11 protein-coding genes are annotated in these 13,814 nt (G+C 73.2%); 6 read left to right on the forward strand and 5 right to left on the reverse strand.

Going from position 1 to position 13,814, the window contains the following annotated elements; all coding sequences use genetic code 11:
• Positions 1–220 precede the first annotated feature (220 nt).
• The 4 genes from C6N75_RS14995 to C6N75_RS15010 are packed head-to-tail and all read left to right on the forward strand — an operon-like array spanning position 221 to position 5,209.
• On the forward strand, positions 221–1,408 hold the full coding sequence (locus C6N75_RS14995) for an MFS transporter (protein WP_258177423.1): 1,188 nt from the start codon (positions 221–223) through the stop codon (positions 1,406–1,408).
• 49 nt (positions 1,409–1,457) lie between these two features.
• Positions 1,458–3,113 carry a glucose-6-phosphate isomerase gene (pgi, locus tag C6N75_RS15000; RefSeq protein ID WP_407703222.1) on the forward strand — a complete coding sequence of 552 codons (1,656 nt, stop codon included), beginning with the start codon at positions 1,458–1,460 and terminating at the stop codon, positions 3,111–3,113.
• Positions 3,114–3,137: 24 nt separating this feature from the next.
• Positions 3,138–3,641, forward strand: coding sequence for a PH domain-containing protein (locus C6N75_RS15005; RefSeq protein WP_105869399.1), 504 nt, complete (start codon positions 3,138–3,140; stop codon positions 3,639–3,641).
• The gene (locus C6N75_RS15010; protein WP_105869400.1) at positions 3,638–5,209 is read left to right on the forward strand and encodes a PH domain-containing protein; all 1,572 of its coding nucleotides are present in this window, start codon (positions 3,638–3,640) and stop codon (positions 5,207–5,209) included. Before C6N75_RS15005 ends, C6N75_RS15010 begins: the two co-directional genes overlap by 4 nt.
• Before the next feature lie 69 nt (positions 5,210–5,278).
• Here the strand turns inward: C6N75_RS15010 and pgl are convergent, their stop codons facing one another.
• Genes pgl through tkt form a run of 5 tightly spaced genes read right to left on the reverse strand, consistent with a single transcriptional unit; the run spans position 5,279 to position 11,902 of the window.
• Positions 5,279–6,064, reverse strand: a complete 786-nt coding sequence (gene pgl / locus C6N75_RS15015) for a 6-phosphogluconolactonase (protein WP_105869401.1) — start codon at positions 6,062–6,064, stop codon at positions 5,279–5,281.
• On the reverse strand, positions 6,061–7,131 hold the full coding sequence (gene opcA, locus C6N75_RS15020) for a glucose-6-phosphate dehydrogenase assembly protein OpcA (RefSeq protein ID WP_105869402.1): 1,071 nt from the start codon (positions 7,129–7,131) through the stop codon (positions 6,061–6,063). Before opcA ends, pgl begins: the two co-directional genes overlap by 4 nt.
• On the reverse strand, positions 7,128–8,651 hold the full coding sequence (gene zwf / locus C6N75_RS15025; protein ID WP_105869403.1) for a glucose-6-phosphate dehydrogenase: 1,524 nt from the start codon (positions 8,649–8,651) through the stop codon (positions 7,128–7,130). Before zwf ends, opcA begins: the two co-directional genes overlap by 4 nt.
• 1 nt (position 8,652) lies before the next feature.
• Complete coding sequence (gene tal / locus C6N75_RS15030; RefSeq protein ID WP_105869404.1) at positions 8,653–9,780, reverse strand: transaldolase; 1,128 nt, start codon at positions 9,778–9,780, stop codon at positions 8,653–8,655.
• A 34-nt stretch (positions 9,781–9,814) separates the two neighbouring features.
• Positions 9,815–11,902: a transketolase gene (tkt, locus tag C6N75_RS15035; protein ID WP_105869405.1), complete on the reverse strand. Its 2,088-nt coding sequence runs from the start codon at positions 11,900–11,902 to the stop codon at positions 9,815–9,817.
• Between the two features lie 466 nt (positions 11,903–12,368).
• Between tkt and C6N75_RS15040 the strand changes: the two genes are divergently transcribed.
• Together C6N75_RS15040 and C6N75_RS15045 are read left to right on the forward strand one after the other, a co-directional pair.
• Positions 12,369–13,334, forward strand: coding sequence for a heme o synthase (locus tag C6N75_RS15040; protein ID WP_105869406.1), 966 nt, complete (start codon positions 12,369–12,371; stop codon positions 13,332–13,334).
• 91 nt (positions 13,335–13,425) lie between these two features.
• Positions 13,426–13,782: a hypothetical protein gene (locus C6N75_RS15045; RefSeq protein WP_105869407.1), complete on the forward strand. Its 357-nt coding sequence runs from the start codon at positions 13,426–13,428 to the stop codon at positions 13,780–13,782.
• Positions 13,783–13,814: the final 32 nt, after the last annotated feature.

The following is a 13,814-nucleotide window of genomic DNA, read 5'->3' on the forward strand; positions in this document are numbered from 1 at the left end:
CCCGGCCGGTGGACGCCACCGGCCGGGCCAGCCGCCGTCCCGCATGGGGGTGTTGTCAGTGGGAGGCCCTACCGTCGAAGACACCCGGTCACCAGCGGGGGCGGAGGTTCGACGACCTCGACGACGAGGGGGGCTCGTGAGCGGGACGGAGACGGTGGGCGGGGTCAAGGCCGGCGGGACCGCGGCGGCCGGGACCACGGCGGGCCGGGACGCGCCCCCGGTGAGCGCCGCCGCGGGCTGGCGCGGCGGCTTCGGGCGGCTGTGGGCCGCCGCCGTGGTGTCCCGCGTCGGGGACTCCCTGCGTACGGCGGCGCTGCCGCTGCTCGCCGTCACCCTCACCGACGACCCGCTGCTCGTCGCCGCCGTCACCGCCTGCGGCTTCCTGCCCTGGCTGCTGTTCGGCCTGCTCGGCGGGGCGGTCGCCGACCGGGTCGACCAGCGGCGGGCGATGTGGACGGTGGACCTGGCGCGGGGCGCGCTGGTGGCCGGCTTCGCGCTCGTCGTCGCCCTCGGCCACGCCTCCATCGCGCTGCTGCTGGTGCTCGCCTTCGCCCTCACCAGCCTCGGCACCCTCTTCGACAACGCGGCGAGCGCCCTGCTGCCGGCCGTCGTCCCCGCCGAGGCGCTCGCCAGCGCCAACGCCCGGCTGATGACCGGTCAGCAGATGGCCGGCGGCATCCTGGCCGCGCCCCTGGTGCCGGTGCTGCTGCTGTGGGGCCCGGCACTGCCGTACGCGGTGGACGCGGCGACCTACCTCCTGGCGGCCCTGCTCATCGCCTCGCTGCGGCCGGCGGCGGTCGACCGGCCGCCCCGGCCCGCCGGCTCCACCCTGCGCGCCGAGACCGCCGAGGGGCTGCGCACCCTGTGGCGGGACGGGGTGCTGCGCCGGGTCTGCGCGGCCACCACACTGACCAACGTCGCCGTCGGCGCGCTCATCGCCACCCTCGTCCTGCACGTCACCGACTGGCTCGGGGCCGGCAGCGGAGGCTACGCGGCCGCCCTCACCGCCTACGCCACGGGCGCCGTCGCCGGCGGACTGGTCGCCCGGAAGCTGGCCGAACGGACCGGCAGGATACGCGCGGTGCTCCTGGCCGGCGCCGTCCAGACGGCGGCGCTGCTGGCCCTGGGCGCCGTCCGCGAGCTGTGGGCGCTGCTGCCCGCGCTGGCCGTGTTCGGGCTGATGGGCATGGTGTGGAACGTCCAGCAGACCACCCTCCTCCAGGAGCGCACCCCGGCCGCGACGCTCGGCCGCACCAGCGCCGCCTTCCGCACCCTGGCCGTCGCCGGCGCCCCGCTCGGCGCGCTCCTCGGCGGGGCCGCCGCCACCTGGGCCCCCAACGCCCCGGCGCTGCTGGCGGCCGGTCTGTTCGGGCTCGCCACCGTCTCACTGGCCGGGCAGATCAATTAGGTTGGAGAAGCAAGCGGGGCACTCAGGCAGGTATGAGGAGAACGGGCTGATGACCACCATGAACACCACGGCCAGGCTCAACCGGAGGCCCGAGTGGGCCGCCCTCGGCACGCACCGGGAGCAGTTCGCCGGGACGCACCTGCGGGACCTGTTCGCGGACGACCCGCAGCGCGGCACCCGCTACACCCTGCGCGTCGGCGACCTCTACCTCGACTACTCCAAGCACCTGGTCACCGACGAGACGCTGGCGCTGCTGCGGGAGCTGGCCCGGGCGACCGGCGTCGCGGAGCTGCGGGACGCCATGTTCCGCGGCGAGAAGATCAACACCACCGAGGACCGCGCCGTGCTGCACACCGCGCTGCGCGCCCCCCGGGACGCGGTCGTCGAGGTCGACGGCGAGAACGTCGTCCCCGCCGTGCACGCGGTGCTGGACAAGATGGCCGCCTTCTCCGACCGCGTCAGGTCGGGGGAGTGGACCGGCCACACCGGCAAGCGCATCCGCAACGTCGTCAACATCGGCATCGGCGGCTCCGACCTCGGCCCGGCCATGGCCTACGAGGCGCTGCGCGCCTACACCGACCGGGACCTGACGCTCCGTTTCGTCTCCAACGTGGACGGGGCCGATCTGCACGAGGCGGTCCGCGGCCTGGACCCGGCCGAGACGCTGTTCGTCGTCGCCTCGAAGACGTTCACCACCATCGAGACGATCACCAACGCCACCAGCGCCCGCGACTGGCTGCTGACCGAGCTGAAGGCCGGTCAGGAGGCCGTCGCCAAGCACTTCGTCGCCCTCTCCACCAACGAGGAGAAGGTCAAGGACTTCGGCATCGACACCGCCAACATGTTCGAGTTCTGGGACTGGGTCGGCGGCCGGTACTCCTACGACTCCGCCATCGGGCTCTCCCTGATGATCGCCATCGGCCCGCAGCGCTTCCGCGAGATGCTCGACGGCTTCCACCTCGTCGACGAGCACTTCCGCACCGCCCCGCCCGAGGAGAACGCCCCGCTGCTGCTCGGCCTGCTCGGCATCTGGTACGGCGCGTTCTTCGACGCCCAGTCGCACGCGGTGCTGCCCTACAGCCACTACCTGTCCAAGTTCACCGCCTACCTCCAGCAGCTCGACATGGAGTCCAACGGCAAGTCGGTGGACCGCGAGGGCCGCCCGGTCGACTGGCAGACCGGCCCGGTCGTCTGGGGCACCCCCGGCACCAACGGGCAGCACGCCTACTACCAGCTCATCCACCAGGGCACCAAGCTCATCCCGGCCGACTTCATCGGCTTCGCCCGCCCGGTGCCCGGCCTGCTCCCCGGCCTGGTCGCCCAGCACGACCTGCTGATGGCCAACTTCTTCGCCCAGACCCAGGCGCTCGCCTTCGGCAAGACCGCCGAGGAGGTGCGGGCCGAGGGCGTCCCCGAGGAGCTGGTGCCGCACAAGACCTTCCGCGGCGACCACCCCACCACCACCATCCTGGCCGGCGAGCTGACCCCCGCCGTGCTCGGCCAGTTGATCGCCCTCTACGAGCACAAGGTGTTCGTCCAAGGCGCGGTGTGGGACATCGACTCCTTCGACCAGTGGGGCGTCGAGCTGGGCAAGGTCCTCGCCAAGCGGATCGAGCCGGTGCTGACCGAGGGCGCCGGCGGGGAGCAGCTCGACGGCTCCACCGCCGCCCTGGCCGACGTCTACCGGACGCTGCGCGGGCGCTGACCGACCGTGGACGGGGGAGGGGCGATGGGGGAGGGACAGGGCGCGGTCCGGCTGCGCCCGCCGGCCAACCGGGTGAACGAGCGGGCCGTCGGCTGGTGGCGCGCCACCCTGCTGCTGCTGACGGCCGCGCCGGCCGCGCTCCTGGGCCTGCTCGGGGCGTTCGTCGAGCCGGCCCGGTGGTGGCTGCTGGCGTCCGCCGGGGCGGTGGCCCTCGCGGGCCTGGTCTGCGCCGCGGTGCTGCCGGCCTGGTGGTACCGGGTGCACCGCTGGGAGGTCACCGCTGAGGCGGTCCACCTGCGCACCGGGGCCGTCTGGCAGGAGTGGCGGATCGCCCCGATGTCCCGCATCCAGACCGTGGACACCGTGCGCGGACCGCTGGAGCAGCTCTTCCGGCTCGCCACGGTGACGGTGACCACCGCCTCCTCCCGCGGCGCCCTGCGCATCGAGGGCCTGGACCAGGAGGTGGCCGCCGCACTGGCCGAGCGGCTCACCCGGATCACCCACCAGACCCCCGGCGACGCGACATGACCGCGCCGCCCGGCGACCAGGAGCCATGGCGGCGGATCGACCGGCGCGCCATGGCGGTCGCCGCCCTCGCCATGGGCGGTCTCGGCGTCGGCGCGGGGGCGCCCGCGCTGATCGGCGCCACCGGGGCGGACCCGTTCACCGAAGGGCTCGGCGACGTGCCCGCGTGGGCGCTGCTGCTGCTGTCCGCCGGCGTGCTGCTGCTCGCGGCCGGCGGGGCGGCGGTGGAGTACCTGCGGTGGACCCGCACCCGCTACCGCGTCGGCCCGGAGCGCGCCGAACTGCACACCGGGCTGCTGCTGCTCAGACGCCGCTCGCTGGCCCGCGAGCGCATCCGCACCGTCGACCTCACCGCCCCGCCGCTGCTGCGGGTCTTCGGCCTGGTGAAGGTCCGCATCGGGACGGGCGAGCACTCCGACGGCGGCGAGTCCACCCTGCGGCTGCACCCGGTCAGCCGGGCCGAGGGCGAGCGGCTGCGCAGGCTGCTGCTGGACCGCCCCGCGCCACCCGGCGGCCCGCAGGCCGGCCGCGACGGCGAACTGGCCCGGCTCGACCTGCGCTGGGCGCGGTACGCCCCCCTCTCCTTCGTCACCCCGCTGCTGGCCGTCGGCGCCGCGGGCGGCCCGCTCCAGGCCAGCGAGTGGTTCGGCGCGCAGGGCGCGCTCATCGACTGGGTCGGCGACCGCTTCCAGGGCGCCGGCGCCGCCCGGGCCGTAACTGTCATCGCCGCCCTCGCCCTGTTCGCCGGGGCGATCGGATCGATCGGCGTCTGGGCCGAGCTGTGGTGGGCCTACCGCCTGGTGCGCGAGCCCGGCGGCACCCTGCGGGTGCGGCGCGGACTGCTCACCACCCGCTCGCTCACCATCGAGGAGCGCCGGCTGCGCGGGGTCGACCTGGTCGAACCGCTCGGCGCCCGCATCGGCGGGGCCGCCCGGATCGACGCGGTGGCCACCGGACTGGCCACCGACGACAGCGCCCGCAGCGCCGACCTCACCACCCTGCTGCCGGCCGCGCCCCGGGCCCTCGCCGACACGGTGGCCGCCCGGGTGCTCCGCGCCGCCTCCTCGCCCACGGCCGCCCCCCTGACCCGGCACCCGAAAGCCGCCCTGGGCCGTCGGCTGCGCTGGGCCACCGGTGCGGCGGCGCTCCCGGTCGCCGCCCTGACCGCCCTGGCCTGCCTCCTCGGCCCGCCGTTCACCCCGCTGGCGGTGGCCGTGGCGGCGGTGGGGCTCCCGGCCGCCGCCCTGCTCGCCCGGGAGGCGTACCGCTCCCTCGGCCACGGTCTCGCCGGCGACTACCTGGTCACCCGGTCCGGCGTCTTACGGCGCAGCACCGTCGCCCTGCAACGCGGCGGCGTCATCGGCTGGACGGTCCGCCAGTCCCTCTTCCAGCGCCGCGCCGGCCTGGTCACCCTCACCGCGACGACCGCCGCCGGCGCCGGCGGCTACGACGTGCGCGACGCCGACCAGGCCGAGGCCCTGACCTTCGCCGCCGAGGCCGTCCCCGGCCTGCTGGAGCCGTTCCTGACACGCGAGCCCGCCGCCGACCGTCCCCCGGCCGGCGGGGCGTGAGGAGGCCGGACGACACCGGGGCCCGGCCTCCGCCGAAGCGGTGGGCCGGGCCCCGGGACGACCCGTCCGTCAGTACGGCGGGTAGAGGTCCTTCGGCAGCTTCGCGGCGGCGGCCTCGTCCAGCAGCCACAGGGTCCGGGCGCGGCCCCGTGCCCCGGCGGCGGGCGCCTGCACCTCGCCCGCGCCGGACAGCGCCACCGCGGCGGCCTGCGCCTTGTCCTCACCGGCCGCCAGCAGCCACACCTCGCGGGCCGCCCGGATCGCCGGGAGGGTCAGCGAGATCCGGGTCGGCGGCGGCTTGGGCGCGCCGTGCACGGCGACCACCGTGCGCTCGGTCTCCCGCACCCCCGGCAGCTCCGGGAAGAGCGAGGCCACATGGGTGTCCGGGCCGACGCCCAGCAGCAGCACGTCGAACGACGGCACCGGGCCGTGGTCCTCCGGGCGGGCCGCCGCCGCCAGCTCGGCCGCGTAGGCGGCGGCCGCCGCGTCCGCGTCGTCACCGTAGCCGCCGTCCGCGCCGCCGGAGACCGGCATGGTGTGCACCCGGGCCGGGTCCAGCGGGACGCTGCCGAGCAGCGCCTCGCGGGCCTGGGTGTCGTTGCGGTCGGCGTCGCCCTCGGGCAGGAACCGCTCGTCGCCCCACCACAGGTCGAGCCGCGACCAGTCGACGGCGTCCCGGGCCGGAGCGGCCCCGAGCGCGGCCAGCAGGCCGTTGCCGTTGCGGCCGCCGGTCAGCACCACCGAGGCGGAGCCGCGGGCGGACTGGGCGTCCACGATCCTCGTGATCAGCCGGGCGGCCGCGGCCTCGGCCATCAGCTCCTTGTCCCGGTGGACCACGAGCTGCGGGGCGCTCACTTGGACGCCGCCCGCTTGGCCGCGGCCTTCTTGGCCGGGGCCTTGGTCTCGGCGGCCTTCGGTGCCGCCGGGGCGTCGGCCGACCCGTCGGTCTCCACCGCCTCCGGCTCGCCGCGCACCCCCTCGGCGGCCGCGCCGTCCCGCTCGCCCAGCCGGTGCACCCCGTACTTCAGCGCCGAGGCGTAGGTGTCGTCCGGGTCGAGCCGGCGCAGCTCCTCGGCGATCAGCTCGGAGGTCTCCCGGCGCTTGAGCGCCACCGCGCGGTCCGGCTGGCCCTCGATGCGCAGGGTGGCCAGCGAGCCGTCCGGACGGTCGAGCACGATCGGCCCGCAGTCGGTGGACAGCCGCACCGCGGTCAGTCCGGGCCCGGAGGAGGTCGAGCGCTTCACCTTCACCTTCAGCCGGTCCGCCAGCCACATGGCCAGCAGCTCCACGCTCGGGTTGAACTCCTCGCCCTCCACCTCGGCGGCGTCCACCTCGCACGCCACCTGGTCCAGGGCGGCCGCCAGCATGGAGCGCCACGGCGTGATCCTGGTCCAGGACAGGTCGGTGTCGCCCGGGTGGTACGCCGAGGCGTGCGCCTTCAGCTCGCCGACCGGGTCCTCCGCGGCGTAGGTGTCGGTCACCCGCCGCTGGGCGAGCGCGCCCAGCGGGTCGGCGGCCGGGTCGGACGGGCCGCCCACCGGCCACCAGACCACCACGGGGGCGTCCGGGAGCAGCAGCGGCAGCACCACCGACTGGGCGTGCTCGATGACCTCGCCGTACAGCCGGAGCACCACCGTCTCGCCGGTGGAGGCGTCCGCGCCCAGGCGCACCTCGGCGTCCAGCCGCGGCTTGGCCCGGTCCCGCGGCGAGCGCGAGTGTCGCTTGATGACGACCAGGGTGCGCGAGGGGTGCTCGCGCGACGCCTCGTTGGCCGCCTTCAGGGCGTCGTAGGCGTTCTCCTCGTCGGTGACGATGACCAGGGTGAGCACCATGCCGACGGCGGGGGTGCCGATGGCACGGCGGCCCAGCACCAGCGCCTTGTTGATCTTGCTGGACGTGGTGTCCGTCAGGTCGGTCTTCATGGCCGGCGCCAGCTCCGTCCGTCTCGTGCGAGCATGTCGTCCGCCTCGACCGGACCCCAGGTCCCGGACTCGTACTGCGCGGGCTTGCCGTGCTTGTCCCAGAACTGCTCGATCGGGTCGAGGATCTTCCAGGACAGCTCGACCTCCTCGGTGCGCGGGAAGAGGTTGGCGTCGCCGAGCAGGACGTCGAGGATGAGCCGCTCGTACGCCTCGGGGCTGGACTCGGTGAACGACTCGCCGTACGCGAAGTCCATCGACACGTCCCGTACCTCCAGCGAGGTGCCGGGCACCTTGGAGCCGAACCGCAGGGTCACGCCCTCGTCCGGCTGCACGCGGATGACCAGGGCGTTCTGCCCCAGCTCCTCGGTGGCGGTCTGGTCGAACGGGGAGTGCGGGGCGCGCTGGAAGACCACCGCGATCTCGGTCACCCGGCGGCCCAGCCGCTTGCCGGTGCGCAGGTAGAAGGGGACGCCCGCCCAGCGGCGGTTGTCGATCTCCAGCTTGATCGCGGCGTAGGTGTCGGTGGTGGACGCGGGGTTGATCCCCTCCTCCTCCAGGTAGCCGACGGCCCGGGCGCCGCCCTGCCAGCCGGCCGCGTACTGGCCGCGCACGGTGGACTTGCCCAGGTCTTTGGGCAGCTTCACCGCGCCGAGCACCTTGGTCTTCTCGGCCGCGAGCGCGTTGGCGTCGAAGGCGGCCGGCTCCTCCATGGCGGTCAGCGCCAGCAGTTGCAGCAGGTGGTTCTGGATGACGTCGCGGGCCGCGCCGATGCCGTCGTAGTAGCCGGCCCGGCCGCCGATCCCGATGTCCTCGGCCATCGTGATCTGCACGTGGTCGACGTAGCTGCGGTTCCACACCGGCTCGAAGAGGGTGTTGGCGAACCGCAGCGCCAGGATGTTCTGGACGGTCTCCTTGCCCAGGTAGTGGTCGATGCGGAAGACCTGGTCGGGCGCGAAGACCTCGTGCACGATCTCGTTGAGCTCCTTGGCGGAGGTCAGGTCGTGTCCGAACGGCTTCTCGATGACCGCGCGGCGCCAGGCGCCGTTCTTCTGGTCGGCCAGACCGTGCCTCTTCAGCTGCTGGACCACCAGCGGGAAGAACTTCGGCGGCACCGACAGGTAGAAGGCGAAGTTGCCTCCCGTGCCCTGGGCCGCGTCCAGCTCCTGCATGGTCTTCTTCAGGGTCTCGAACGCCTCGTCGTCGTCGAAGTCGCCCTGGACGAAGCGCATGCCCTGGCTGAGCTGCTGCCAGACCTCGTCGCGGAACGGGGTGCGGGCGTGCTCCTTGACCGCCTGGTACACCTCGTCGGCGAAGTCCTCGTCCTCCCACTCGCGGCGGGCGAAGCCGATCAGCGAGAAGCCCGGCGGCAGCAGGCCGCGGTTGGCCAGGTCGTAGACGGCCGGCATCAGCTTCTTGCGGGACAGGTCACCGGTGACGCCGAAGATGACCAGGCCCGACGGCCCCGCGATGCGCGGGAGCCGCCGGTCCTGTGCGTCACGCAGCGGATTGCTGCTCGACAACTCACGCCTCCGGGGAAGACTCGCCGCCCAGGCGCTTGAGCTCCGCCTCGGTGGACTTGAGCAGATCGTTCCAGGAGGACTCGAACTTCTCGACGCCCTCGTCCTCCAGGAGCTGGACCACCTCGGCGATGGAGATCCCGAGCTTCTCGACCGCGGCGATGTCGGCGCGGGCCTGCTCGTAGGTGCCGGCGACGGTGTCGCCGGTGATCTCGCCGTGGTCGCCGACCGCCTCCAGGGTGGCCTCCGGCATGGTGTTGACCGTGCCGGGCGCGACCAGGTCGTCCACGTACAGGGTGTCCTTGTACTGCGGGTCCTTCACACCGGTGGAGGCCCACAGCGGACGCTGCGGGTGGGCGCCGGCCTTCTCCAGCGCCGCCCAGCGCTCGCCGCTGAAGACCTCCTCGTACGCCTCGTAGGCCAGGCGCGCGTTGGCGACGGCGGCCTTGCCGCGGGCGGCCTTGGCCTCGTCGGTGCCGAGGGCGTCCAGCCGCTTGTCGATCTCGGTGTCCACCCGGGAGACGAAGAACGACGCCACCGAGCGGATCAGCGAGAGGTCCAGGCCGCGCTCCTTGGCCTTCTCCAGGCCGGCCAGGTAGGCGTCCATCACCTTGCGGTAGCGCTCCAGCGAGAAGATCAGCGTGACGTTGACGCTGATCCCGAGGCCGATCACCTCGGTGATGGCCGGCAGGCCCGCCTCGGTGGCCGGGATCTTGATGAAGGTGTTGGGCCGGTCCACCAGCCAGGCGAGCTGCTTGGCCTCGGCCACCGTCGCCTTGGTGTGGTGCGCCAGGCGCGGGTCGACCTCGATGGACACCCGGCCGTCCTGGCCGCCGGTGGCGTCGAACACCGGGCGCAGCACGTCGGCGGCGTCCCGGACGTCCGCCGTGGTGATCATGCGGATGGCTTCCTCGACCGTCACCTCGCGGGCCGCGAGGTCGGAGAGCTGCTGGTCGTAGCCGTCGCCCTGGGAGATCGCCTTCTGGAAGATCGACGGGTTGGTGGTGACGCCCACGACGTGCTGCTGGTCGATCAGCTCCGCCAGGTTGCCGGAGGTGATCCGCTTGCGGGACAGGTCGTCCAGCCAGATCGCGACGCCTTCGTCGGAGAGGCGCTTGAGTGCGTCTGTCATGAAAGTTGCATCTCCTAGTCGTTGTCTACGGGCGTCAGCGGCCGGCGGCTTCGAGCGATTCCCGGGCGGCGGCGGCGACCGCCTCCGGGGTGAAGCCGAACTCGCGGAAGAGGACCTTGGCGTCGGCCGAGGCGCCGAAGTGCTCCAGCGACACGATCCGGCCGGCGTCTCCGACGTACTGGTGCCAGGTCAGCCCGATGCCGGCCTCGACGGCGACCCGCGCCTTGACCGACGGGGGCAGCACGGACTCCCGGTACCCCTGGTCCTGCTGCTCGAACCACTCCACGCACGGCATGGACACGACCCGGGTGGGCACGCCCTCGGCCTGGAGCGCCTCGCGCGCCTCGACGGCGAGCTGCACCTCGGAGCCGGTGCCGATCAGCACGACCTGCGGCTGACCGCCCTCGGCCTCGAAGAGGACGTACCCGCCGCGGGCGGTGTCCTCGTGGGGCTCGTAGGTCGGCACGCCCTGGCGGGTGAGCGCCAGACCGTGCGGGGCGCCCACGCCGAACTCCTTGGTCCAGCGGCGCAGGATCTCGCGCCAGGCGATGGCGGTCTCGTTGGCGTCGGCCGGGCGGACCACGTTCAGCCCGGGGATGGCGCGCAGCGAGGCGAGGTGCTCCACCGGCTGGTGGGTGGGGCCGTCCTCGCCCAGGCCGATGGAGTCGTGCGTCCACACGTACGTCACCGGCAGGTGCATCAGCGCGGACAGCCGCACCGCGTTGCGCATGTAGTCGGAGAACACCAGGAAGGTGCCGCCGTAGATCCGGGTGTTGCCGTGCAGCGCGATGCCGTTCATCTCCGCGGCCATGGAGTGCTCGCGGATGCCGAAGTGGATCGTGCGGCCGTACGGGTCGGCCTCCGGCAGCGGGTTGCCCGCCGGCAGGAAGGACGAGGTCTTGTCGATGGTGGTGTTGTTGGAGCCGGCCAGGTCGGCCGAACCGCCCCACAGCTCGGGGATGACCCCGCCGAGCGCCTGGAGCACCTTGCCGGAGGCGGCGCGGGTGGCGACGGCCTTGCCCGGCTCGAAGACGGGGAGCTTCTGCTCCCAGCCCGCCGGCAGCTCGCCCGCCGCGATCCGGTCGAACTCCGCGGCCCGCTCGGGGTTGGCGGAGCGCCAGTCGGCGAAGCCCTTCTCCCACTCGGCGCGCTCGTCCTTGCCGCGCTCCAGGGCGCCGCGGGTGTGCTTCAGGACCTCGTCGGAGACGTCGAAGGACTTCTCCGGGTCGAAGCCCAGCACCCGCTTGGTGGCCGCGACCTCCTCGTCGCCGAGCGCCGAGCCGTGCGCGGCCTCGGTGTTCTGCGCGTTCGGCGCGGGCCAGGCGATGATCGAGCGCATGGCGATGAACGAGGGCCGCTCGGTCTCCGCCTTGGCCGCCTGGATCGCCGCGTACAGCGCGGCCGGGTCCAGGTCGCCGTTCTCCTTCGGCTCCACCCGCTGCACGTGCCAGCCGTAGGCCTCGTACCGCTTGACGGTGTCCTCGGAGACGGCCGTCTCGGTGTCGCCCTCGATCGAGATGTGGTTGTCGTCCCACAGCAGGACCAGGTTGCCCAGCTTCTGGTGCCCGGCCATCGAGGACGCCTCGGCGGAGATGCCCTCCTGAAGGCAGCCGTCACCGGCGACGACGTAGACGAAGTGGTCGAACGGGGACGCGCCCGGAGCGGCCTGCGGGTCGAACAGGCCGCGCTCGTAGCGGGCCGCCATCGCCATGCCGACCGCGTTGGCCACGCCCTGGCCCAGCGGCCCGGTGGTGGTCTCGACGCCGACCGTGTGGCCGTACTCCGGGTGGCCCGGGGTCTTGGAGCCCCAGGTGCGGAACGCCTTCAGGTCGTCCAGCTCCAGGCCGAAGCCGGCCAGGTAGAGCTGGATGTAGAGGGTCAGGGACGAGTGGCCCGCGGACAGCACGAACCGGTCGCGTCCGGTCCAGTCGGCGTCCGCCGGATCGTGCCGCATCACCTTCTGGAAGAGGGTGTACGCGGCCGGGGCCAGGCTCATCGCCGTACCGGGATGGCCGTTGCCGACCTTCTGTACGGCGTCCGCGGCCAGCACGCGGGCGGTGTCGACGGCCCGCTGGTCCAACTCGGTCCACTGGAGGTCTGTGGTGGTCGGCTTGATGCTCACCCTGGGTCAGGGCTCCTCTCCACATGTCGAATGCCGGTGACGGAGATCCCACCGGCCGTAGCCGAGCCTACCCCCGCCGGGACGTGCGTTTTTTCGAGTGTTTCCAGACTGCCGGGATCGGTCGTCCTCCGCCTCCCGACCGGTCCGACGGGCGCTCGGCACATGAATACGAGGCCGCTCATCCGATCGCTCATCCGAGCGCCGGAGCCGCCCTTTGAAAGGTGCCTTCCGGCCCCTGCCAGGCATCCGTGTGTCAGGTCCGGGCACCCCTGCCGGACCGTCCGCCCGTCCCGGCGATGACTACGCACAGTGACCACGGGCGGGTGCGCCGTCCGGCCCGGCGGGCCGTTGCGCCGCCCGCCCAACACGACCCACCCCCGCGAAGGGCGAGGTATGGGCAACGTCTAGAGTGGCGTGGTACGCGCGAGCCTTACCCGGTCCTCACATCCGGGGGAGGCTCGCTGGGATGTCTCTGTCAGGGGTGTGCGTGACGGCCGTCGAATCCCGTCCGGCGGGTGTGCTCGCCGACGCGAGCACCGGCAAGCGGCCATTCGGGGCCCGCGTCAAGGCCTTCGTGGCGCTGACGAAGCCGCGGATCATCGAGCTGCTGCTGATCACCACCGTTCCGGTGATGTTCCTTGCCCAGCAGGGCGTCCCCGATCTGTGGCTGGTGGTGAACACCTGCCTCGGCGGGTACCTCTCCGCGGGCGGCGCCAACGCGCTCAACATGTACATCGACCGCGACATCGACGCGCTGATGGACCGCACCTCCCAGCGGCCGCTGGTCACCGGCATGGTCTCGCCCCGCGAGGGCCTGGTCTTCGGCCTCGTCCTGGCCGTGGTCTCCACCCTCTGGCTGGGCCTGCTGGTCAACTGGCTGTCCGCCTGGCTCGCGCTCGGCGCGCTCCTCTTCTACGTCGTCGTCTACACGATGATCCTCAAGCGGCGCACCTCGCAGAACATCGTCTGGGGCGGCATCGCCGGCTGCCTGCCGGTCCTCATCGGCTGGTCCTCGGTGACGAACTCGGTGTCCTGGGCCGCGGTCATCCTCTTCCTGGTGATGTTCTTCTGGACGCCGCCGCACTACTGGCCGCTGTCCATGAAGGTCAAGGAGGACTACGCCCGGGTCGGCGTGCCGATGCTGCCGGTCATCGCCTCCAACAAGGTCGTCGCCAAGCAGATCGTCCTCTACAGCTGGGTGATGGTGGCCGTCTCCCTGCTGCTGACCCCGCTCGGCTACACCGGCTGGTTCTACACCGCCGTCGCACTGGCCGCCGGCGGCTGGTGGCTCTGGGAGGCGCACGCCCTGCTCAACCGCGCCAAGGCCGGCGAGACGGGCGGCAAGCTCAAGGAGATGCGCCTCTTCCACTGGTCCATCACCTATGTCTCGCTGCTCTTCGTGGCCGTCGCGGTGGACCCCTTCCTCCGCTAGACCCGCTCCGCGTACGACGGGCGGGCCGCGTGGCCGACACCACGCGGCCCGCCCGTCGCATGTCGATCTACCCGCAAGTAGCATCGAACGCATGGCAGACACCCAGGAGAAGGACAGCGCTGAGCACGGCGCCGGGAAGCGCGGCGAGGCCCGCAAGGCCGCCAAGCTGGCCAAGCACATCCAGGCGTTCTCCGGCAGGCACGGCGGCGCCGAGGGGCAGCTCGCCCACCTCGGCCAGGCCGGCACCCGGATCGTGCTCGTCGGCGAGGACGGAAGCTGGGGCGACCTGGTCGCACCCAGCCACGACATCGCCCGCGAGGCCGCCGAGAAGGCCGGCCTCACCCTGCACGACACCTTCGACGGCGACCTCGCCGCCAAGGTGGAGACCGGCCCCTACGAGTGGAGCCGGATGGCCGGCATCCAGATCGGCGGCCCCGCCCGCGCCTGACCCGCCCCAGGCTCCCCGCCCGTGTGGCGCGG

The sequence above is a fragment of the Streptomyces solincola genome (assembly GCF_002982015.1).
Taxonomy (GTDB): domain Bacteria; phylum Actinomycetota; class Actinomycetes; order Streptomycetales; family Streptomycetaceae; genus Streptomyces; species Streptomyces solincola.

Excerpts from the sequence above, each read along its gene's own strand:
- pgi (WP_407703222.1), top strand. The coding sequence starts at position 1,458 with ATGACCACCATGAACACCACGGCCAGGCTCAACCGGAGGCCCGAGTGG.
- C6N75_RS15005 (WP_105869399.1), top strand. The coding sequence starts at position 3,138 with ATGGGGGAGGGACAGGGCGCGGTCCGGCTGCGCCCGCCGGCCAACCGG.
- C6N75_RS15010 (WP_105869400.1), top strand. The coding sequence starts at position 3,638 with ATGACCGCGCCGCCCGGCGACCAGGAGCCATGGCGGCGGATCGACCGG.
- opcA (WP_105869402.1), bottom strand. The coding sequence starts at position 7,131 with ATGAAGACCGACCTGACGGACACCACGTCCAGCAAGATCAACAAGGCG.
- tal (WP_105869404.1), bottom strand. The coding sequence starts at position 9,780 with ATGACAGACGCACTCAAGCGCCTCTCCGACGAAGGCGTCGCGATCTGG.
- C6N75_RS15040 (WP_105869406.1), top strand. The coding sequence starts at position 12,369 with ATGTCTCTGTCAGGGGTGTGCGTGACGGCCGTCGAATCCCGTCCGGCG.
- C6N75_RS15045 (WP_105869407.1), top strand. The coding sequence starts at position 13,426 with ATGGCAGACACCCAGGAGAAGGACAGCGCTGAGCACGGCGCCGGGAAG.